Source organism: Microbacterium sp. NPDC091382 (assembly GCF_044757025.1).
GTDB lineage: Bacteria > Actinomycetota > Actinomycetes > Actinomycetales > Microbacteriaceae > Microbacterium.
The window spans coordinates 781,076-801,870 of sequence record NZ_JBIVUD010000002.1 but is presented as its reverse complement, the minus strand read 5'-3'; the positions used below and the strand labels follow the sequence as shown (position 1 = coordinate 801,870).

The window sequence follows — 20,795 nt, the reverse complement described above, 5'->3', positions numbered from 1 at the left end:
GGCTGATCGCATGAGGATTGAGGAACCGTCGAGCGGGCCGCCGCGCCCCTCCGGTCCTCGTGATCCGGGCGATGCCTGGGTGGTGACCGACGCGGGTGAGCGGTATTGGGGCCGATTCGGAGCGGCGGGTCTGCTCGCGCACGATCCTGCGCGCGGGGTGCTGCTGCAGCACCGCGTCGCGTGGAGTCACCACGGCGGGACGTGGGGGATTCCCGGCGGAGCCCGTCACCAAGGCGAGAGCGCGACGGATGCCGCGATCCGCGAGTCGCACGAAGAGGCGGGCGTCCCCGCCGCATCTCTTCGACCGCGCTTCACGAGCGTGCTCGATCTCGAGGTGTGGTCGTACACGACGCTCGTGGCCGAGGTCGTCGACCCGTTCGATCCCGTGATCGCGGACCCCGAGAGCTACGCACTGGAGTGGGTGCCGCTGAATGAGGTCGACGCTCTGCCCCTGCACCCCGGGTTCGCGGACTCGTGGCCCGCGTTGCGCGACCTGCTCGCCGTCCGACCCACCGTCCTCGTCGACGCGGCGAACGTCGTCGGCTCGGTTCCCGACGGGTGGTGGCGCGACCGCGCCGGGGCCGCATCGAGACTGCTTCATCGCTTGGGCGGACTCTCTCGAGCCGGAGTCGCGGCGGGTGAGCTGTCGCTCCCCGGCGACACCTGGTACCCGCGCGTGGTCGCGATACTCGAGGGTGAGGCGCGCGCCGCCGCGGACCCGGACGGCTCCGTCGAGGTGGTGCGAGCGGATGCTGCGGGTGACGACGCGCTCGTCGCCGAGGCGCAACGGCGCGTCGGCGACGGAGAGCGAGTCCTGCTCGTGACCAGCGACCGCGCGCTCGGGGAGCGGGCGGTCGCGGTGGGCGCGCAGGTCCGTGGGGTGTCGTGGTTGCGCGAGCGGGTGTGAGGCGACGGCTGCTCGGCGCCGCGGTCGCTGTGCTGGCGGTGATCTGCGGACTCGCCGTGCACCTCGGCGCTGCGGACACCGCGGCATCCGACATCACCGGTGATGCCCTCTACGTCGTCGCGGTCTGGGGTGGGCTGGTCGCGTTGTTGCCTCGGCTGTCGTCCTGGCTGATCGGCGCGATCGTCATCGCGTGGTCGATAGGCGTCGAGCTGTTCCAGCTCACGGGGCTGCCCGTTGCGTGGGCGGGGGAGTGGCCGCCGATCGTCCTGGTGTTCGGGACCGTCTTCGACGGCCGCGATCTGCTCGTATACGCGGTGACGGGCGTCGTGCTCGCCGTGACGGACACGTCGGTGCGAGCCGCGATCACCCGCCGTCGGGTGGCGTCAGCGGCCGCGTAGCCGCTCGATGTCGCGGCGCTCGCGCTTCGTGGGTCGCCCCGCGCCGCGATCGCGGACGGCGATCTGTGCCACGGGTTCGCGTTCGGGCGTGCGATCGTCGGCTGCGACGGCGGCCAGCGGCGCCCCGACGCGCTTGGTGAGCGTCTGCCGGACGACGAGGATCCGGTCGAAGCCCGCAATGCGCACGCGCAGCTCGTCGCCGACCTTCACCTGCTGCGCGGCCTTCGCCTTGTCGCCGTTGACCCGGACGTGTCCCGCGCGGCAGGCGGTGGTCGCAGCTGATCGGGTCTTGTAGACGCGGACGGCCCACAGCCAGGAGTCGACACGTACGGCATCCGCCATGTGACCCACCTCCCGTTCGGTTGATCCATCGTAAGACGGGTCAGGATGCCGCGAGCCGCCGCTCGACTCGGGAGAACATGGCGTCGTCGAAGGCGACGATGCGCGCCTCGGTCACGCTCGACGGGGTCTCGGCGAGAGTCGTGACGGCAGCATCGACCGCGTCGTCGAGCGGCCAGCCATAGATTCCGGCGCTGATGAGAGGGAAGGCGACGGTCGTCGCGCCGAGGTCGTCAGCGACCTCGAGGGCACGACGGTAGCAAGAGGTGAGAAGGTTGCGGTCGCGCTCACCCGCCGTGTGGTTCGGTCCGACCACGTGGATGACCCAGCGCGCGGCGAGGTTCCCCGCGGTCGTGCACCCGGCATCCCCGGTCGCGAGGCCGTGCGGGAAGCGGGCGATGCAATCTGCGAGGATCTCGGGTCCGCCTGCGCGGTGGATGGCCCCGTCGACGCCCCCGCCACCCCGCATGGCGCGATTGGCCGCGTTGACGACGGCGTCGACCCGCTGACGGGTGATGTCGCCGCGGACGACGGAGACGCGGCTCATGGCAGCTCCTTCGCGACGATCGGGCGGGCCGCGCCGGGGCGCGCGGTCTCGGTGAAGCCGGCGGCGAGGAAGCTCGAGAGCGTGCCGTGGTAGAGGTCGTTCGTGGAGAACCGCTTCACGTCGGCGTCGAACGGGTAGCCCTCGACGATGCGGGCGCCATGCGTGCGGGCGTGGTCGACTGCGGCGTCCAGAAGGCGGCTCGCGATGCCCTGGGAGCGGTGCTCTTCGCGGACGACGAAGCAGGTGATCGCCCAGACGGTCGGGTCGTCCATCGGCTCGGGTGACCTCTGGATGTTGCGGGTGCGGGCGAGGCGGGGTTGCTCGGGTCGCGGAGAGACCTTGACCCAGCCGACGGCTTCGCCGTCGACGTAGGCGATGAGGGCGGACGGGACCGAAGCGGAAAGGTCCTCACGCAGTCGCTCACGCCGTTCGTCGACGCTGGTCGCCTCGAAATCTTTCGGGGCCAGCATCCACCATTGACACCAGCAGCCGTCGCCGTCGCCCCCGCCCGTCAGGGCGTGCTCCGCATCGGTGAAACGATCAGCGCTCGCCGGTTCGATCGATATCTCGCCCATGCGGGCAGGGTAGCGGCGGCATCGGACACGCGGAACCCCGTGGTGGTTCGCGGCCGGCCTCCGGACCGGTTAGGATAGTGGAGTTGTCCGCGAGGGCAACGGACCGGGATGTGGCGCAGCTTGGTAGCGCACTTGACTGGGGGTCAAGGGGTCGCAGGTTCAAATCCTGTCATCCCGACCGGAGGGCTGTTGGCAATACTGTTGGCAAAACGGTCGAGAAACGAGAAGGGCACTGGCATCGCGCCAGTGCCCTTCTCGTTTTCGTCCGTGGGGGTAGTCGTCGACCACCATCACGGCTTCAGTCTGGTATGCAACGGTGCATGGGCGATGGGTCCTCGCATCTCGACGAAGTTACCGCAGGCGTGGGTCCGGTTCGGCGGGACACCAGTCCGAGTCGATGCGAGGTCCATGGAGCTGGTCGCGATCATCACGACCACCGGCCGCTCGGAGATCACGCCAGAGCTGTCGCGCATCTCCGCCAAGGTCAGGCGGCACCTCGATCTGCGGCCCGGGCACGGCGTGCGCGCTCAACGAGATGACCGATCTCACTCGACTATCGATCAGGTAGTGCTTCGTCTCGGGTGTCGGTCATGCTCATACTCGCCGTGGAGGGTGTCCCCCGAATGGGCTACAGACGACCCGAATTCCTTCCAATAGCTTGACCCGTAGCGGCGCGTCGCCACCTAGCGACAGCTGCAAACGAACGCTCGACGAAGTCCGACTCTGTCAGCAAAACCGAGTTGGGCTTCGCGAGTTCGGTACATTCACTGCACTGCTGAGCTGGGGGGCTGAAAAGTATGTCGAAAGTTGCGGATCCTACGTTCGCGCGGGGGACCGGTAAAACCAGAGGGTTGATCGCGGCGACTCTCCTTGTGGGTGCCAGCCTCGTCTCGGCGCCTGCGGCGAATGCCGCTGAGGCTGATCGTCTCGCTGGCACCGGCTTGCCCGCAATCGGGGTTGGGCTTTCAGGGACGGTCACCGATGCCACCGGTTCTCTCGTTCCCGGCGCGACGGTGACGGCGGCGTACGTGTCAGCGTTTCCAGTAGATGGTGTCTTCGAGCGCACCACCATCGGCAGTGCTGTCACTCAGAGTTCGGGACGTTATAACCTCCGCGCGAGCGATGCACGGATCGACTTGCCTCCAACTGCTAGGACCGTGGACGTCGAGGTCACCGTCCGGCTCGGCGACGTGGAACGGTACTCGATCGTCGAGATGCCCGTCCGGCAGGTGTTGTCGACCACCTCAGTTCGCGCGGCCGCTGCGCCCGAGGTTGTCGATGCGGATCTCACCTTCGGTTCGGTTGTTGCGCCTGTCCCGGAGAGCTCGATCGATGCCGTGGAGCCTGAGATCTCAGAGCAGGTGGATGAGTCAGCGGCGATGGACGCCCCAATACTTGCGACTGCTACCGCCGCTGCGGCAAGCACGAGTGTCTGCCCTGACGCGCGGCCTTACTGGGACTGGGTGAGGACGTCGGACACCCGTACCGTATGGGTGCCTATTCAGAAAACCAAGACCCTGAGCAACTCGAAGCAAACCTATACATGGAACAAGACGAGCGGGACGAAGCTCGAAGTGGCCTACGACACCCCTAGCTCCAATTACGGCAGTGGGGGGCTGACGGCGTCCCGGGTCAATTCATCGTCCGTGGGAATCACGATGGCAGTCGATTACAACCAGACAAAGCTTCTTAGAGTGCAGTGGCAGTACGAGAAGTTGCAGAAGGTCTGCAACGACGGCACAGTCTCCCCGTACGTCACCAAGCTCAACGTGTTCCGTTGGCAGCCTAAGCAGATCACCGGCGGCAACCTGAAGAGCACCTCCACTGTCTCCTGGAAGTGCAATCGCGATCGATCAACGACCTTCCAAAACTCGACCAAGATTGAGAAGACTGGCTCGGTGACCTATACCGGTGCCTTCACGGTCGCGAACGTGTCCCTGAAGTCGAACAACACCAACAACACTTCCAACACTCTCGTCGTCACACCGAAGAGTGGGGGAGTTCGGATTTGCGGCGACTCGGACTTCCCCGCAACTGCAAATCGCACTCAGGAGGTGACGAGATAGGTCTTCGGCGGTCGTTGAGCCTGGCGGCGTTGACCGTGTCGACGTTGGTGTTGGCGTCGGCATGCGGTGCGAGCAGCCTGCCGACCGGGCCTCTCTTTGCGCATGTCGCCGATAGTCCGCATGCCTATGTATACGTGGTCGACGAGCCGGAGATGGAGTTCACTGACGGCTTCGAAACGTTCGCCGCGCTCGATGACGCTGATGTCGTCATCGAGTCGATCCGCTCAGTCGGCGACGCCGAAGAGGTGACAGTGCTCGGCGCTTTGATCTCCGGTCCTCTCGGAGAAAACGGCACGTGGCAGTCGTTCGACTCCTATCCGCCGATCGAAGGCCTCGACGGCGAGGTGTTGGAGGCGGAGGGTGCCCGCATCCCTGCGGGCTCGGGGCATTACCAGATCCTCATCGGGTACCGCGGCGTGATCGAGGAAATGTCTATCCGGAGTGGAGTTGAGGTCACCTATCGGGTCGGGGAGATCACCTACCGTGACACGCTGCCGGCACGCATCATCATGTGCCCAGCCGATCAGGAGCAAGCCTGCCTTGACGAGATGGACCGGCCCGTGGAGGAGCTCGGCGACGCACCCTAGCCGGGTTGACGGCCGAAGCTGCTCGTCGCCAGGTCTCGGTGGATCGGGGCCGGTATCCAGCTATCAGAAGGACCCTGAGCGGGGCTCACGGGTGATCGAGTCGATCCCTGGCTGGATCCGATCGCGATGGCGCGATGGGTTCGAGTTCTGGGAGAGGGGAAGTCGATTTGGGTGTCCGTTGACGGCTTATCAAGCCGATCAGGGCGATGGGCAGCTCGATGCGGGTCGCGGAACGTTTGGGGCTGAGTTGATCTGTGCGCTCCTATCGCGCATCTTGCACCGCTCGCACCGTGGCTGCTTACCAAAGCCCAACCCGTCGCTGTGGTTCACGAGAGCCGAAGAAGGTGCACCGCAGACTGATACGAAGGTCCGCTCCACGTGCGCGTCTCATCGACCTGGTGGAGCGGGAGCGGTGTCAGTCGGGGGTCGAATGGCGATTGCTGACATCTTTGAGCCAGCCATCGAGGCGCGATGCGTCGAGGGCGGTGAAACCTGAGGCTCGATCGGTGACTCGGTGCACTTGTGTGATCGGCTGGTCCTGAGGGTCTCGTGATCCGAAGAGCAGCCGCCTCGCAGCCGCTGGGATCACGTCGTCCACCCAGACGAGCGGGCGTCCGGGAAACCTCGCCCCCAGCTGCCTTGCCTTCCACATCGGCGAACTCTCGTCCCAGACACCGTCGTCCACGGTAGCGACGGGAAGATCCGGAAGGCCTAAGGGGCCAGTGAAGTACGTGTTGGCATGCTCGCCCCAGGTCGACGCCCACACCACCTCCACAGGCTTATCGAGGAGGTGCCGGATCCAGTTGATGGCGGTGTCCGCTGAGACGGATGCCGCGGGTCGCCCTCGCGAGAGGCGCGGCCCGCGGCATCCCGCCCGACATACTGGGGGGCATGACGTCGACGTACGAGTACCAGCTCTCCATGTGGGCGCCGCAGCGACAACAGCGTGCCGAGATGGGTGACGTGCTCGAGACACCACGGCTCGTCGAGCACTTCGCCTATTTCTCGAGGCGCTCCCAGGCGCAGGCGGCGGCCGACGACCTCATCACGGCAGGGTTCGAAGTGGCACGCGCTCGCCGTGGCCTCAAGACCGTCCTGAAGGCCACGCGGACCGAAGCGCTCGGCGATGATCAGGTTGCTCGCTTCCTGCGTGAGGTCGTCGACATCGTCGAACGCCACCGAGGCGATTACGACGGGTGGGGCGCGACCGTCGAGGCCTGACCCTCAACCCCCGCCGGCTGCGGGGGAGAGCCACTGTTCAGACGGAAGAGCGCCGGGGTGGAGTGTCGGCCGAGCGCGTGCCAACCTGTTCGCGTGACCGACGGATTCCACCGACCTGCAATCCCCGACGACGACCTCGCCACGCAGATCGCGCAGGCGACTCAGGAGGCGCTCGCCGAGCTCCCTCTCGAGGTGCGTGACGGCCTGTGCCTCGTCGCGCTCCTGACGACCGGCGAGGCCCTCCGCCCCTACCTCAGCCTGACGACCCACGGTGACGATCAGTGGAACCTCGCCGACTCGCCTTTTGCGATCATCGGAGACGGACGCTTCGCCGCGCTCGACGAGTCGTGGAGCGCCCGAGGGATGCTCGCCGACCTCGGACCGGATGCCTCCCTCGCCGAGTTCCTCGATCGCATGGCCACGCTCGAAGAAGCCCTGCGCGTCGTCGACGTCAGCGGTGTGTTCGGGGCGGGAGAGCCCCGCGAACGAGTTCTGCTGTCGGTGTCGACCATGCCGCCCGATCGCCTCGACGTCGGCTACGTCCGGCGGCTCAATCCGCACAGTGTTCTCCACGACCGGTGGTTCGCCGAAGCGGCGGAAGGCCCGGTCCTGCGCGCGCAGCCGGGGGACCGGCCGCCGGCATCCGATGCTCACATCTCAGCGGCACCGAACCCGTCACTCGCGGGCCTCTGGCGCGTGACCGATGGCCTCGAGCTCGACGATGGCACCACTCTGTACTCGGCGGCGGACATCGCTGAGCGGAACGAGACCTACGAGGTCGCCGAGTACGCACCGGGATGGCTGCTCGTCGGTGACGTCAGCGGCGGGTACGGGTACCTCATGAGATCCGCGCCGGGTGAGTTCCGTCCGGAGCGCGGGCGGTCGGCTGCCGAGGTCTTCCGCCTCGACCTCGGCGCGATCACCTCCGACGTCCCCGGCGAGGCCGACTTCGTGACCGACGACCTCGTCGGGTGGATCGCCACTCGACGGGACGCGCTCTGACTCACAGCTCCGCGACGCGGATGAGCACCTTACCGACCGTCGCTGCCTCGACCGCGTCGTGCGCGGCGGCGGTCTCCTGGAGCGGGAACCAGGTCAGCGGCAGACCCGCGTCCTCGCCGACCGGCAGCGCACCGTCTTCGAGTGCGCGGGTGATGTCGGCGACGGCGGCATCCAGAGCCGGTTCTCCGACCGTGTAGAGCAGGACGCCCTGCACCCGGATGTTCTTCGCGAAGGTGGGCCGGATCGGCATGCTGAACGTGTCGCCGTTGTCGTCGGCGTAGAAAGCGATGACCGCGTGCCCTGCGGCCACCTCGGCGTCGACCGCCGCATTCGTCGCGAGCGACACCTCGATGATCTGATCGACGCCGTCGGGCGCGACCTCGCGGATGTTCTCGACGAGGTCGCCCTGCGTGTAGTCGATGATGTGGTGCGCACCGGCCGCCCGCGCGAGCTCGGCCTTCGCGTCGGAGCTCACGGTGGTGATGACCGTCGCGCCCGCCCACCGGGCCAGCTGGATCGCGGCGTGCCCGACGGCGCCGGCGCCGCCCGCGACGAGCACGGTGCGTCCGTCGAGCGCTCCGGGGGCCAGGCGAGCGGGCCCGTCCTCGTGGACTGTGAGGGCGCGGTGCGCGGTCACGGCGGGAACGCCGAGGCTCGCGGCGACAGCGAAGTCGATGCCCTCGGGGAGGCGGATGGCTCGGGATGCCGGTACCACCGTGTACTCCTGCGCCGTGCCCGTCGGGCGCTGATGCTGCGCGAGGTGCACCCACACGCGGTCGCCGACGGCGAGTCCTTCGACGCCGTGTCCCACTGCGTCGACGATTCCTGCACCGTCCTGGTTCGGCACGGTCTCGGCGAAGGCCGCGCGCGCCGTACCCCCGGCGCGGGACTTCCAGTCGGTCGGATTCACGCCGGAGACGGCGATGCGCACGCGCACCTCTCCGGCGCCGGGGTCGGCGATGTCTCGGTCGACAAGGGACAGGACGTCGGAGGCGCCCGGGGTGCGGTAGACGATGGCCTTCATGTGGTGCATGAACCGACCGTAGCGCGCGGGCATTCCGAGACCGGGGGATTGCCAGGCGCGCTGTGGGAGGCTCGATGCAGCGGCATGAGTTTCATGTCGCGTGCAGGAAGGGGGCCCCGTGCCCACCTGGCTCGAACATCTCTGTCACGCCCTCATCGGCCGGACGCGATCGCACGACGATCTCCCGGACCTCCGTGACCTCCCGACGTCGCGTGTCGACGTCGAACGGACCTACTACCTCGTCGACGATCCGGAACGTCGCACCCGGGACGATCGGCTGTACGTGCTGCGGATGCACCGCGGGCGCACCCGCCGCGCCTCAGACATCGCCGTCCACTCGAACGGCCGCGTCGTCGGCTATCTTCCGGCGGAAGCCTCCGCTTCGCTCGCCGCTCCCTTAGCGCGTCTGGGTGGCGCGGCGATCGTCAACGGGGCGGGTCCCCGTCCGGGGACCACCCGTCTGCGTGTCGATCTCCCCAGCGCGGACGCGATGCGGTCGCTTCCTGAGCCGACGGAGCTCACGGCCGCCTGAGGCCGGCGTCACTGCGAGACGAGATCTCCCGACCCGTCGGCGTTCACCCGGAACGAGACGTTCTTGTAGTCCGTGCGAAGCGAGATGAACATCTCGGGGGCCTCGACGGACTCTCCGAAGGTCTCGCTGTCGATGTCGCCGTCGGTGCCCCGCGAGACGACGGCGCTCGCGTCGCCGACCGGTATGCCTGACTCCGCGGACGCCCTCTCCATCAGCGTCCACACCTTCGAGAGGGCGATGTCAATCCAGGAGAACTGCTCGGCCGCGAGGTCGGGCTGCGAGGGCGCGGCGCCCTCGTGGTCGACGACCCCGCCTCGGTACATCCAGACGTCGGTCTCGGTGTCCCCGGGCGTGAGAGGAGCCTCGACGCGGATGAAGTCGGACCGTATGAGCACGGAACTGACGTTGTCGTGCCCGATCTCGTCCTCGAGGGCCTGCACGGCGACCGCCAGTTCGTCGGGCCGTCGCAGGTCCACGCCGATGCGCCCGTCCTGCGCCGCCTGCGCGGTCATGACGACGGCGCGGCTGTACGGGGCGACGACGGCGACTGCCACGGCGAGCGCGACGACGGTGAAGAGGATGCCGCGCAGCACCCGCCCGCGCGGACCGACGCCCAGGAGCGGACCGCGTCGCGCGCCGTTCACCACGCGTTGCGCCTTCGGCCATGCCAACGTCGGGACCGATCCCTGCGGAGGGACGATGAGACCCGCGATCTCCTCGGGTGAGACCTCGCCGTCGATGAAGCCGAACTCGGGACCGCCCTCGATGAGGATCGCGACCGGTCGGAGCGCCGCCGGTCCGGGACGCACCGACGCGAGTTCGACGAGCGGGACGATGCTGCGGAGGGTTGTTGCGTACGCTGCGCCTCGACGCGGCTGTACCGTCACATCGATCTCGCACACGGGCTGATCGTTGATCTGCGTCCCGGTCTGGCGGACTGCCTCGATCCTCGCCACACCCAGACGATCCTCGGTCCGTGCGCGGGTCAGATCATCCTGTGACACGGATGTAGAGGCGAGGCCCGACGCCCCCAGTCGTGTGAAGACCACGCTGAGGATGCCGATGGGCACCGCGATCGCGAGGACCCAGACGCCGGCCCCGGGAGGACCGACCAGGGCGGCGACGGCGCCGCCGATGAGAGCGCCCACAGCTGCGGAGAAGACGAGGCGAAGCACGATCCGGGAGCCTATCGGCGGGCGACGAACTGGCCGAAATCGTCCGTCCGAGCCGGCATGCTCTGAGAGGCTTTCGGTGTGATTGAGACACTCCTGGGCCTCGTGGTCGCTCTTCTCGTGGTCGCCCTCACCACGGTCGTCGGCCGGTGGGCGGGCATCGCGGCGCCCATCCTCATGGTCGCCGTCGGGTTCGGCGGGAGCTTCCTGCCGGTCTTCGACGACTTCGTCCTAAACCCGGAGTGGATCCTGCTCGGCATCCTGCCGCCCCTGCTGTACTCGGCGGCGGTGTCGATGCCGGCGATGCACTTCCGCCGCGAGTTCGGAGCGATCGCCGGGCTGTCGGTCTTCCTCGTCATCGGGACCGCGCTCGCCCTCGGCGTGTTCTTCATGATCGTGATCCCCGATCTCGGCTTCGCGTGGGGTGTCGCTCTCGGCGCGATCGTCAGCCCGACCGACGCTGTCGCGACGTCGATCATCAAACGCACCCCGGTCTCCAAACGCGTCGTCGCGATCCTCGAGGGCGAGAGTCTGCTCAACGACGCCACGGCGCTCGTGCTGCTGCGCACGGCCATCGCGGCGGCCGCGGCATCCTTCTCGTTCTGGGGTGCGGTCGGCACGTTCGCCTACGCGGTCGTCGTCGCCGTGCTGATCGGAGCGTTCCTGGGCTGGCTGAACCTCACCGTGCGTCGTCGCGCGACGGATCCGACGGTGAACACCGTCCTGTCCTTCACGGTGCCGTTCCTCGCCGCGATCCCGGCGGAGATGCTCGGGGCCTCGGGGCTCGTGGCCGCCGTCGTGGCGGGCATCATCACGGGCGTCGGGGGGCCGCGTGTCTTCTCGGCGCGCAACCGCCTCTCGGACGCGCAGAACTGGCGCACGATCGAGCTGATCCTCGAGGGGCTCGTCTTCCTGTTCATGGGTCTGCAGCTCACGACGATCATCTCGGACGTGCAGGCGGTCCACGCCGGCGTCGCGCCGGCCCTGCTCGTCGCGGTCGGGGCATGGCTGCTCACCGTCGTCGTCCGCGCGGGATACGTCGCGCCCCTGCTCGCCCTCCTCTCGCTCAGTGCGCGGCGCGTTCGCCGGCTGCAACCCCGACTCGAGACCATCGCTCATCGGCTCGAGAGCGAGGAAGGTGAGAAGAAACTCGTCGACGCGTTCGCTCGCCGGGGACGGACGGTCTCGCGCGACACGGTGCGGCGCTTCGGGCCGCGCGTGACTCGAGGGCTGGCAGACATCCGCTACTTCCAGGAGGCCCCACTCGGATGGCGGGAGGGCGCGCTCGTGGTGTGGGCCGGGATGCGGGGTGCCATCACGCTCGCCGCCGCGCAGACGCTCCCCGAGGACACGCCGCAGCGGTCCGTCCTCATCCTGGTGGCCTTCGCGGTGGCCGTCCTCTCCCTCGTCGGGCAAGGAGCCACGGTCGCCCCACTGGTCACCGCGCTCACGCCGGCGGATTCGCAGGAGGAGACTCGGCAGCGTGAACGCGAAGAACGTCGGCACATCCTCGACCTGCTCCGCGACAGCGCTGCGACCGTTCCGGCGGCGGAACGGCCGGCAGACGCGGATCGGTCCCGGATCTTCGAGATCGAGAGCGCTCGACGGCTCGAGGTGCTGGCCGTGCAGCGCAAGGTGCTGCTCGACGCGCGCGACAGCGGGACCTTCGACGCCGACGTGCTCGCGCACGAACTCGCCGTCATCGACGCGTCGCAGATCGCCATCGAACTCCGCTCCGACCGGGGCTGATCCCGATCAACGCCCCAGCGCGCGGGCGATGTCGTCGACGTCCCGCAGGTCGTTGAAGATGTGCAGCGCGATACGGGCGTTCCCGGCTCGGCTCGAGGCGACGATCCCGGCTTCGCGCAGGCGGGTGATGTCTGCCTCGTCCTCGTCGCGCCAGGTCACGATCGGCGTCGCTCGCGCGGGCTGCGGCACGCCCAGGCGTTCCCGCAACGCTGCGGCGAGCCCGGTGACCTCGTCGCGCAACGCGATCGGGTCCGCGTCGGCGAACAGGGCGAGCGCGGCTTCCGCACCGACGAAAGCCTGCCACGCGGGTGAGACATCGAACCGTCGAGCGGATGCCGCCAGTTCCGCGCCCGCTCCGTAGCACGACGCCCACGGGTCGGATCCCGCGCACCACCCCGCCTGGCGGGGGGTGATCGTCGCCGCCAGGTCCTCGGTGACCGTCAGGAAAGCGACACCGCGCGGTGCGCACAGCCACTTGTAGGCGTGGCAGACGAGCGCATCGAAGTCGCGGGCGTCCACCGGCATCCATCCGACCGCCTGCGTCGCGTCGCACAGGGTGCGGACACCGTGGGCCCGCGCCGCCGCGACGATCGCGTCCGCGTCGGCGACCGCCCCCGTCGAGGACTGCACGATCGAGAAGGCCACCAACGCGTCGCCCGGTTCGATCGACGCGGCGAGCGCCTCGAGCGGGACCGTGCGGACCGTGACGCCGCGACCGGCGTGCACGAAGGGGAGGACCAGCGACGAGAACTCGCCGTCCGGACAGACGACGACCGCTCCGTCGGGGAGGGATGCCGCGAGCAGGCTCACCATCGCCGAGGTCTGAGCGCCGAGGGCGACGGACCCGGGGGCGACGCCCACGAGATCCGCGAACGACGCACGGCATCGCTCTGCCACCGCCGCGTAGCGGACGGGATCGGGCAGCGCGTCGAGGTCCGCGCGTACGGCAGCGCGTGTGGCGCGGGTCGGGATGCCGGCGGTGCACGCGGCGACGTATCCCCGAGCGTCGGGGAACGCGGCGCGGACGTCGGCGGGGGAGAGAGTCATGAGACCATCGTCCCGATCCGGGTCAGAGTGCACTACGGCAGGTATTGCATCGATTCCATGACTCAGCGTTATATGTCATCGTGCCGTCTTCGCTTCCCTATGTCTCCGTCGCCGAACTCCGCATCGTCAAGGCGATCGGCGACGCGGGCTCGGTGACCGCGGCCGCGACCGCCCTCGGCTACAGTCAGCCGGCGGTCAGCCAGCAGATCCGACGCCTCGAAGCACGTCTCGGGATGCCGGTGGTCGAGCGCGTCGGCAGAAGGATGCGGCTCACGGAGGCGGGCCGCATCCTGGCTCGTCACGCCTCGTCGATCACCACAGCGCTCGGCGCGGTCGCCGGTGAGCTCGCCGACCTGAGTGGTGGGCGGACCGGCACCGTCCGCCTCGTCGGCTTCCCGTCCGCGTCGCCGACCGTCCTCCCGCGACTGATGCGGCGCCTCGCCGAAACCGATCCGGGCGTCTCGCTCACCTACGTCGAGGCCGAGCCGCCCGAGGCGGTCGCCGCCGTCCGCTCCGACCGTGCGGACATCGCCCTCACCTTCAGCCACCCCGGCGACGGGACCGACGCCCACGGCGAGAGCATCCGCGGCCTCGACGCCCGGCGGATCGGCGCCGAGGACCTCGTCCTGATCCTGCCGGAGGGTCACGCGCGCGCGTCCGACGCCGTCATCGACCTCGAGACCCTCGCCGCGGACGACTGGATCGCAGGATGTCCCCGGTGCCGCAGCCACCTCCTCGACTCCTGCTCCCGCGCGGGCTTCACCCCGCGCATCCGTTTCGAGACCGACAACGTCGCCGCCGTCGAGCAGCTCGTCGCCCAGCGGGTCGGTGTCGCCACGCTGCCGCGTCTCGCCGTCGCGTCGTTCCCGCTCGTCGAGGGCGTCCTCACGCGTCCGCTCGCCTCGCGGGATCGGCGAGAACTCCACGCGGTGTCCGCGCGCGGCGCGGCTCGGGTCCCCGCCGTCGCGACGGTCCTCCGACATCTTGAGGGAGCGGTCGCGGAGATGACGGGACCCGACCCCGAGGCGGCGGCCCCGAAGTAGGGTGAGGCTCATGCAACAACGCCCCCTCGCCGCCACCGGCCGCTCCGTGTCCACCATCGGTCTCGGCACCTGGCAGCTGGGAGCGGACTGGGGCGACGTCTCCGAAACGGACGCGCTCGATGTCCTCGCCGCGTCCGTCGAGGCCGGCGTCACCCTCTTCGACACGGCCGATGTGTACGGGAACGGGCGCAGCGAATCCCTCATCGGCAGGTTCCTGGCCGCCCACCCGGGCCACGGGGTGACCGTGGCGACCAAGATGGGGCGCCGTCTCGCGCAGGAGCCCGAGAACTACACCCCCGACAACTTCCGCGCGTGGACGGACCGGTCGCGCGCGAACCTCGGGGTCGACACCCTGGACCTCGTGCAGCTCCACTGCCCGCCGTCGGCCGTCATCGACGCCGACGAGACGTACGACGCCCTCGACGCCCTCGTCGCCGACGGAGCCATCGCGGCCTACGGCGTCTCGGTCGAGACGTGCGATCAGGCGCTGTCCGCCATCTCGCGCCCCGGTGTGACGAACGTGCAGATCATCGTCAACCCCTTCCGGCTCAAGCCGCTCGACGAGGTGCTGCCCGCCGCCGAAGCCGCCGGCGTCGCCGTGCTCGCCCGGGTACCGCTGGCCTCCGGTCTCCTGAGCGGGAAGTACACCGGCTCGACGTCGTTCGCGAGCAACGACCACCGTTCCTTCAACCGCAACGGCGACGCGTTCGACAAGGGGGAGACCTTCTCGGGAGTCGACTACGAGACCGGCCTCGTCGCGGCGGACGAGCTCGCCGCGGCCCTCCCCGACGGGGTGTCGCTGCCCGCGGCATCCCTCGCCTGGATCGCCTCCCGCCCCGGCGTCACCTCCGTCATCCCCGGCGCCCGAACGACAGCTCAGGCTCGCAGCAACGCCGCCGCCGGGTCGATCGATCCCGCAGATCTCGAGACGTTCGCCGCCGCGGTCGTCGACGTCTACGACCGCAGGCTCCGCGCGGACATCCACCCGCAGTGGTGAGAGCCGGGGTGGGGATGCCGCGCGCCGAGGTGCGTGCGACATCGCTACCGTGACCTCATGATCGTCGACGTCGCCGGAGTCCTGTTCCGCTGGGAATCGCGGAGGGACGACTGGTACTTCGTGCCGCTTCCCGATGAGGTGAGCGCGGACATCCGCGACGTGCCGCGTCCGGGCCGCGGGTTCGGATCGGTCCCCGTCGAGGCGACGGTCGGCTCGTCGAAGTGGCGGACCTCGATCTTCCCCGACGCCGCTCGCGGTGTGTACGTCCTCCCGCTGAAGCGGTCGGTGCGCGAGCGGGAGGGGATCTCCGACGGTGACACGGTGCGGGTTCGCCTCGACGTGCTCGACGGGTGACCCGATGCCCGCACCGTTCGCCGATGCTCCGAGTCCCCTCGCGCTCCTCGCCGTCGCCGCGGCCTACGCGTGGCTCGCCGTCGCCTCCGTCGTGCTCGCCGTCATCGACGCGCGTACCCACCGTCTGCCCAACGCTTGGGTGCTTCCCGGATACCCGGTGCTCAGCGGACTGTTCGTCATCGCGTGCCTGTCGGGTGCGCCGTGGTCGTCGCTGTGGCGCTCGGTCGTCGGAGGCGTGGTCCTCTTCGCGTTCTACCTGCTCCTCCGCGCCGCGGGCGGGGGCATGGGCGGGGGAGACGTCAAGCTCGCCGGTGTCCTCGGCATCGCCCTCGGCTGGGCGGGTTGGTCCGCGCTCGCCGTGGGCGCGTTCGCGGGATTCGTGTTCGGCGGACTGTACGGGACGATCCTTCTCGCGACGCGGCGGGCGGGCCGGCGCACCGCGGTCGCCTTCGGGCCCTGGATGCTGCTCGGCGCGTGGACCGGGATCGTCTTCGGAGGACAGATCACGGACCGGGTCGGGCTCTGACGGGCGCGGATGCCAGATCACGTGCCGCGACGCAAGGGTGTTCGAGCGGCCCCCCTCGCTCGCTAGCGTGAGGGCATGGCCGACCGAACGAAGACCCCGCTGGTCCCGCGCCTGATCGCGAAGGCGCTGTCCTGGCGGATCGTCCGCGCGTACCTCCGGTACAGCGAACGTCGAGGCCCGATGCTCGCCGACAGCGTGACGTACCGCACGCTCTTCAGCGTCTTCGCCGGCGTCCTGCTCGGCTTCTCGGTCGCGGCGCTGTGGCTCGCCGGCAACCCGCAGGCGTGGCAGGGGCTCATCGACGCCGTCGATCGGGTGATCCCGGGCCTCGTCGGTGAGGGCGGACTCGTCGACACCGAGAGCCTCAGCCAGCCGGTCGCCTTCTCACTGGCGGGCGTGTTCTCGCTCATCGGTCTGATCATGGCGGCCATCGGAGCCATCGGATCGCTCCGCACCGCGTTGCGGATCATCGCAGACAAGGTGCACGACGACACCCTGTTCCTCCTCGTGCTGGCGCGGAACCTCGTCCTGGCCATCGTCATCGGCGCCGGCTTGGCGGCCGCGGCGGTGGCGACGGTGCTCGGCACGGCGGGTGTCGGGATCGTCTCCGAGTTCATCGGCGTGTCCGCCGACAGCCCGGTGACCGTCGCGGTGAGCGCCGGGGTCGGCATCCTCGTCACGTTCCTCCTCGACACCGCCGTCGTGGCCCTGCTGTTCCGCACTCTGTCGGGTGTCCGCGCTCCCGCCAAGGCCCTGTGGGTCGGCGCCCTGATCGGCGGGTTCGGGCTCACCGTCCTCCAGCAGCTCTCGAGCCTGTTCGTGGGCGGTGCGGGATCCAATCCGCTGCTGGCGTCGTTCGCCTCGCTCATCGCGTTGCTCCTGTGGATCAACCTCTCGTGCCAGGTGATCCTCATCGCCTCGTCGTACATCGTCGCTGCGACGCTCGAGAGCGAGGACCGGGTGCGACGCGTCCACGGGGCGACCACGCTCGTCGAGCGCCGCGTGCAGACCGCAGAGGATCAGGTCAAGGCCGCAACCGACGAGCTTCACGCCGCGCGCGAAGCGCTCGCCGCCGAACGCGCGGGCTGAGCACGCCCATCACGACCGCATCACCTCTGTGTGAACTCTGGCGCATCCCCTCGATGCCGCCGGGCAGTGTGTGTACCGTCGAAGCGTGAAGAACCCGCGCCTTCAACCGAGTCACCCCATCGCCCTCGCGCCCGTCCAGGCACCCGAGCCCACCGTGGACGGCTTCGTGACGCAGTACCTCCGCAATCTGAACAACGGGCGCGGGGTCGCTCTGTCGACCTCGACGGCCAACGACCGCTACTTCGCGCTCGCCGCCACGGTCCGCGACTACCTGATGGCGCGGTGGCTGGAGGACGTCCGCCGTCAGCGATCCATCCAGTCCAAGGGCGTCGCGTACCTCTCGGCCGAGTACCTCCTGGGCCGCCAACTCGACAACAACCTCCTCGCGACGGGCCTCACCGATATCGCCGACGAGGCGCTGGTCGCCTGCGGCCTCGACCTCGAGGACGTCCGGGCGATGGAAGTCGAGCCCGGCCTCGGCAACGGCGGGCTCGGTCGACTCGCCGCCTGCTTCATCGACTCGCTCGCGACGCTGGGCGTACCGAGCATCGGTTACGGCATCCGCTACGAGTACGGGATCTTCCGCCAGACGTTCGTCGACGGTCAGCAGGTCGAGCAGGCCGATTCCTGGCTCGCGCTCGGCTCGCCCTGGGAGTTCCCGCACCCCGAGGCGGCGCAGACGATCTCCTTCGGCGGTCACACCGAGACGTACGACGACGGGGGAATCGAACGGACGCGGTGGGTGCCGGCGTGGAACGTTCTCGCAGTGCCCTACAACTACATGGTCCCCGGCTACCACAACGGCAGGGTCAACACGCTTCGGCTCTGGAGCGCGCAGGCGACGCAGGGCTTCGACCTGCGGGTCTTCAACGCGGGCGACTACCAGGAGGCCGTTCGTGCGCAGACCTACGCCGAGAACATCTCGAAGGTGCTCTACCCCGAGGACTCCACGCCGCAGGGCAAGGAGCTGCGTCTGCAGCAGCAGTACTTCTTCGTGGCGGCATCCATCAGCGACTTCGTGAACCTCATCCTGCCGAGCGACTTCGATCTCGCGAACCTGCCCGACCGGGTCATCTTCCAGCTCAACGACACGCACCCCGTCATCGGGGTCCCCGAGCTCATGCGCGTCCTCGTGGACGAGAAGAACATCGAGTGGGATGCCGCCTGGCAGATCACGCAGCGGTGCTTCGCCTACACGTGCCACACGCTGCTGCCCGAAGCGCTCGAGGTGTGGTCGGCAGACCTGCTCGGCCGCCTGCTGCCCCGGCACCTGGAGATCATCTACCGGATCAACGACGACTTCCTCGAAGAGGTCCGGGAGCGGTTCGGCGACGACCAGGACCGGATCCGGCGGATGTCGATCGTCTCACCCGACGGCGCGATCCGGATGGCCTATCTCGCCACGGTCGCGGGCTCGAAGGTCAACGGCGTCGCCGAACTGCACTCGCAGCTGCTCCGCGAGAAGGTGCTGCCGGACTTCGACGAGTTCTACCCCGGGAAGTTCACGAATGTCACGAACGGAGTGACGCCCCGCCGCTTCGTGCGTCTCGCGAACCCAGGACTCTCGCGGCTCATCACCGACACGATCGGTGCCGGCTGGCTCACCGATCTCGATCGGTTGCGTGAGCTCGAGGAGTACGCCGACGACGCCGAGTTCCGCTCCGCGTTCCGAGCCGTCAAGGCCGCGAACAAGCGGACCCTCGCACGGACCCTCGCCGAACGCGACGGCTTCACGGTGGCCGACGACCACCTGCTCGACGTCATGGTGAAGCGGCTGCACGAGTACAAGCGTCAGACTCTCAAGCTGCTCCACATCATCACGGAGTACGACGCCATCGTCTCCGGGCGCGTCACGCCCGACCAGGTGACGCCCCGGACCTTCGTGTTCGGCGCGAAGGCGGCCCCCGGGTACGCGATGGCGAAGCGGATCATCCACCTCATCAATGCGGTCGGCTCCGTCGTCAACGACGACTCGCGCGTCGAGGGTCGCTTGAAGGTGCTGTTCCCGCCGAACTACAACGTGACCCTGGCCGAGCGAGTCGTCCCCGCCGCCGACTTGTCGGAGCAGATCTCCCTCGCGGGCAAGGAAGCGTCCGGGACCGGCAACATGAAGTTCGCCCTCAACGGCGCGCTGACGATCGGCACGGACGACGGAGCGAACGTCGAGATCCGCGAACTCGTCGGCGACGACAACTTCTTCCTGTTCGGTATGGCCGAGCCCGAGGTCGCCGACCTCCACGCGCGTGGGTACCACCCCATCGACTTCGTGCGCGCGGACGAGAATTTGTCCCGCGCCCTCGATCTCGTCTCCTCCGGAGCGTTCTCGGACGGTGACGCATCCGTCTTCGAACCCGTCGTGTCGAATCTGATCCATCACGACCCCTTCATGGCGCTCGCGGACTACACCGATTACATTGCAGCTCAGAAGCGTGTCGACGCCCTGTACGCCGATCAGGACGCCTGGACGCGTGCAGCCATCCTGAATGTCGCGCGATGCGGCTTCTTCTCATCGGACCGGTCGATGCGCGACTACATCGATCGCATCTGGCACACTCCGCCGATCGTCTGAGCCGGCGGTTATCACCGGCTCGGCGCGCTGACAAGGCATCGCGAACCGAGGCGCCCCCGCGGTTAGAGTCGGACCCGGAGGTACACAATGGCTATTGCACGACTTCACGGCGGACCGCTCGACGGCCAGGTCATCCCGCTCGAGGAGGACACGGACCAGTTGATCCTGCCCTACAGCGAGACGCAGATCACTTACGAGCGCAGTGGCGCCGATGAGAACACCGGGGAGAGCGACGGGCCGACGTCCGCCGACTTCCACTTCGTCGCCGCGCAGGACGACATCGATCCGTCCGCCGACGAGCGCGACGACCGTTCGACCCTTGACGACTGAGCCGGAGCACTCGCTCGAGATCGAGCGGACCTACGACGTCGACGCCGGGACGCCTCTGCCCGACTGGGCACAGCTTCCCGGCGTCGATGTCGTCGGTGCACCTGAGCCGCGCGAGCTGGATGCACACTACCTCGACACCGCGGACGGCTCGCTCGGGCGGGCACGCGTGGCGCTCCGGCGGCGCAGCGGCGGTCCGGACGAGGGGTGGCACATCAAACGCGTGACACCCGAGGGTAAGGCCGAGTCGCGGTGGCCCCTCGACGACGGCGATCCCGAGAACATCGTCGTGCCGCCGTCCGTGGAGAAGGCCCTCGCGGAGATCGCCGAGCCGCCGTTCGCGCCGCTCGCTCGTATCAGGAACTCGCGGACGGCGTACGCCTTGCTCGACGCGGCAGGTGGGCTTCTCGCCGAATTCGTCGACGACCGTGTCACGGCGACCGATGTGCGCCGGGGTGTCGACACCACCTGGCGGGAGTGGGAGCTCGAGCTCGGTCCCGCGGCGCCGACGGATGCCGCGGCCCGCGACGCGCTCTTCGAGGCGGCTGATGATCTGGTCCGCGCCGCCGGGGGAGAGGTCTCGACGTCGGGCTCCAAGCTCGAACGAGCCCTCGGCCTCTGACCTCGACAACCGGTCAACGCACTGACGCCGCCCCCGGCTTCGTTCGGGGCGGCGTCAGTCGTGATCGTCAGGTTACTGAAGACCCATGCGTTTCGATAGGTC

At 68.8% G+C, this 20,795-nt stretch carries 22 protein-coding genes and 1 tRNA gene; 17 read left to right on the top strand and 6 right to left on the bottom strand.

The annotated features are described in order from the left end of the window. Positions 1-10 precede the first annotated feature (10 nt). Together ACIQLK_RS11385 and ACIQLK_RS11380 are read left to right on the top strand one after the other, a co-directional pair. Complete coding sequence (locus ACIQLK_RS11385; RefSeq protein WP_400364889.1) at positions 11-907, top strand: NUDIX domain-containing protein; 897 nt, start codon at positions 11-13, stop codon at positions 905-907. Continuing rightward, entirely contained in the window at positions 904-1,305 is a 402-nt protein-coding gene (locus ACIQLK_RS11380; protein WP_400364888.1) for a DUF2809 domain-containing protein, read from the top strand. Before ACIQLK_RS11385 ends, ACIQLK_RS11380 begins: the two co-directional genes overlap by 4 nt. Here ACIQLK_RS11380 and ACIQLK_RS11375 read toward each other — a convergent pair. Genes ACIQLK_RS11375 through ACIQLK_RS11365 form a run of 3 tightly spaced genes read right to left on the bottom strand, consistent with a single transcriptional unit; the run spans position 1,291 to position 2,766 of the window. Next, positions 1,291-1,647 (bottom strand): RNA-binding S4 domain-containing protein, encoded by a 357-nt coding sequence (locus ACIQLK_RS11375; RefSeq protein WP_400364887.1) that lies wholly within the window; start codon positions 1,645-1,647, stop codon positions 1,291-1,293. The two genes, ACIQLK_RS11380 and ACIQLK_RS11375, sit on opposite strands and share 15 nt — an antisense overlap. A 40-nt stretch (positions 1,648-1,687) precedes the next feature. Next, entirely contained in the window at positions 1,688-2,191 is a 504-nt protein-coding gene (locus tag ACIQLK_RS11370) for an O-acetyl-ADP-ribose deacetylase (RefSeq protein ID WP_400364886.1), read from the bottom strand. Next, positions 2,188-2,766, bottom strand: coding sequence for a GNAT family N-acetyltransferase (locus tag ACIQLK_RS11365; RefSeq protein ID WP_400364885.1), 579 nt, complete (start codon positions 2,764-2,766; stop codon positions 2,188-2,190). Before ACIQLK_RS11365 ends, ACIQLK_RS11370 begins: the two co-directional genes overlap by 4 nt. A gap of 104 nt (positions 2,767-2,870) precedes the next feature. On the opposite strand from ACIQLK_RS11365, the gene ACIQLK_RS11360 reads away from it, so the two are divergent. The 5 genes from ACIQLK_RS11360 to ACIQLK_RS11340 all read left to right on the top strand — a co-directional run bounded on the left by ACIQLK_RS11360 (position 2,871) and on the right by ACIQLK_RS11340 (position 7,642). Then, a tRNA-Pro gene (locus tag ACIQLK_RS11360) sits at positions 2,871-2,944 on the top strand. A 673-nt stretch (positions 2,945-3,617) separates the two neighbouring features. Further along, complete coding sequence (locus ACIQLK_RS11355) at positions 3,618-4,832, top strand: carboxypeptidase-like regulatory domain-containing protein (RefSeq protein WP_400364884.1); 1,215 nt, start codon at positions 3,618-3,620, stop codon at positions 4,830-4,832. 29 nt (positions 4,833-4,861) lie between these two features. Further along, the gene (locus tag ACIQLK_RS11350; protein ID WP_400364883.1) at positions 4,862-5,419 is read left to right on the top strand and encodes a hypothetical protein; all 558 of its coding nucleotides are present in this window, start codon (positions 4,862-4,864) and stop codon (positions 5,417-5,419) included. Positions 5,420-6,310: 891 nt separating this feature from the next. Then, the gene (locus ACIQLK_RS11345; protein ID WP_400364882.1) at positions 6,311-6,640 is read left to right on the top strand and encodes a ribonuclease E inhibitor RraB; all 330 of its coding nucleotides are present in this window, start codon (positions 6,311-6,313) and stop codon (positions 6,638-6,640) included. 93 nt (positions 6,641-6,733) lie between these two features. Further along, a complete protein-coding gene (locus tag ACIQLK_RS11340) occupies positions 6,734-7,642 on the top strand; it encodes a DUF4303 domain-containing protein (protein WP_400364881.1) in 909 nt (302 codons plus the stop codon). 1 nt (position 7,643) lies between these two features. On the opposite strand, the gene ACIQLK_RS11335 is transcribed toward ACIQLK_RS11340, so the two are convergent. Further along, positions 7,644-8,666, bottom strand: a complete 1,023-nt coding sequence (locus ACIQLK_RS11335; protein ID WP_400364932.1) for an NADPH:quinone reductase — start codon at positions 8,664-8,666, stop codon at positions 7,644-7,646. Between the two features lie 118 nt (positions 8,667-8,784). On the opposite strand from ACIQLK_RS11335, the gene ACIQLK_RS11330 reads away from it, so the two are divergent. Further along, positions 8,785-9,198 (top strand): hypothetical protein, encoded by a 414-nt coding sequence (locus ACIQLK_RS11330; protein ID WP_400364880.1) that lies wholly within the window; start codon positions 8,785-8,787, stop codon positions 9,196-9,198. Positions 9,199-9,206: 8 nt separating this feature from the next. Here the strand turns inward: ACIQLK_RS11330 and ACIQLK_RS11325 are convergent, their stop codons facing one another. After that, on the bottom strand, positions 9,207-10,373 hold the full coding sequence (locus tag ACIQLK_RS11325) for a hypothetical protein (RefSeq protein WP_400364879.1): 1,167 nt from the start codon (positions 10,371-10,373) through the stop codon (positions 9,207-9,209). A 78-nt stretch (positions 10,374-10,451) separates the two neighbouring features. Between ACIQLK_RS11325 and ACIQLK_RS11320 the strand changes: the two genes are divergently transcribed. Then, positions 10,452-12,119, top strand: a complete 1,668-nt coding sequence (locus ACIQLK_RS11320; protein ID WP_400364878.1) for a cation:proton antiporter — start codon at positions 10,452-10,454, stop codon at positions 12,117-12,119. A 6-nt stretch (positions 12,120-12,125) separates the two neighbouring features. Here the strand turns inward: ACIQLK_RS11320 and ACIQLK_RS11315 are convergent, their stop codons facing one another. Then, positions 12,126-13,166, bottom strand: coding sequence for an aminotransferase class V-fold PLP-dependent enzyme (locus tag ACIQLK_RS11315; RefSeq protein WP_400364877.1), 1,041 nt, complete (start codon positions 13,164-13,166; stop codon positions 12,126-12,128). An 80-nt stretch (positions 13,167-13,246) separates the two neighbouring features. Here ACIQLK_RS11315 and ACIQLK_RS11310 point away from each other — a divergent pair, with 80 nt between their 5' ends. The 8 genes from ACIQLK_RS11310 (at position 13,247) to ACIQLK_RS11275 (ending at position 20,693) form a co-directional block, all read left to right on the top strand. Next, the gene (locus ACIQLK_RS11310) at positions 13,247-14,209 is read left to right on the top strand and encodes a LysR family transcriptional regulator (RefSeq protein ID WP_400364876.1); all 963 of its coding nucleotides are present in this window, start codon (positions 13,247-13,249) and stop codon (positions 14,207-14,209) included. A gap of 10 nt (positions 14,210-14,219) precedes the next feature. After that, positions 14,220-15,206, top strand: a complete 987-nt coding sequence (locus ACIQLK_RS11305; protein WP_400364875.1) for an aldo/keto reductase — start codon at positions 14,220-14,222, stop codon at positions 15,204-15,206. Between the two features lie 57 nt (positions 15,207-15,263). Next, the gene (locus ACIQLK_RS11300) at positions 15,264-15,560 is read left to right on the top strand and encodes a DUF1905 domain-containing protein (RefSeq protein ID WP_400364874.1); all 297 of its coding nucleotides are present in this window, start codon (positions 15,264-15,266) and stop codon (positions 15,558-15,560) included. Positions 15,561-15,564: 4 nt separating this feature from the next. Continuing rightward, positions 15,565-16,086: a prepilin peptidase gene (locus ACIQLK_RS11295; RefSeq protein WP_400364873.1), complete on the top strand. Its 522-nt coding sequence runs from the start codon at positions 15,565-15,567 to the stop codon at positions 16,084-16,086. Between the two features lie 75 nt (positions 16,087-16,161). Further along, entirely contained in the window at positions 16,162-17,175 is a 1,014-nt protein-coding gene (locus tag ACIQLK_RS11290) for a YihY/virulence factor BrkB family protein (protein WP_400364872.1), read from the top strand. An 85-nt stretch (positions 17,176-17,260) separates the two neighbouring features. Next, a complete protein-coding gene (locus tag ACIQLK_RS11285; RefSeq protein ID WP_400364871.1) occupies positions 17,261-19,744 on the top strand; it encodes a glycogen/starch/alpha-glucan phosphorylase in 2,484 nt (827 codons plus the stop codon). Positions 19,745-19,831: 87 nt separating this feature from the next. Further along, positions 19,832-20,074 carry a response regulator gene (locus ACIQLK_RS11280; RefSeq protein ID WP_065570835.1) on the top strand — a complete coding sequence of 81 codons (243 nt, stop codon included), beginning with the start codon at positions 19,832-19,834 and terminating at the stop codon, positions 20,072-20,074. After that, positions 20,064-20,693 carry a CYTH domain-containing protein gene (locus ACIQLK_RS11275; RefSeq protein WP_400364870.1) on the top strand — a complete coding sequence of 210 codons (630 nt, stop codon included), beginning with the start codon at positions 20,064-20,066 and terminating at the stop codon, positions 20,691-20,693. Before ACIQLK_RS11280 ends, ACIQLK_RS11275 begins: the two co-directional genes overlap by 11 nt. Positions 20,694-20,795: the final 102 nt, after the last annotated feature.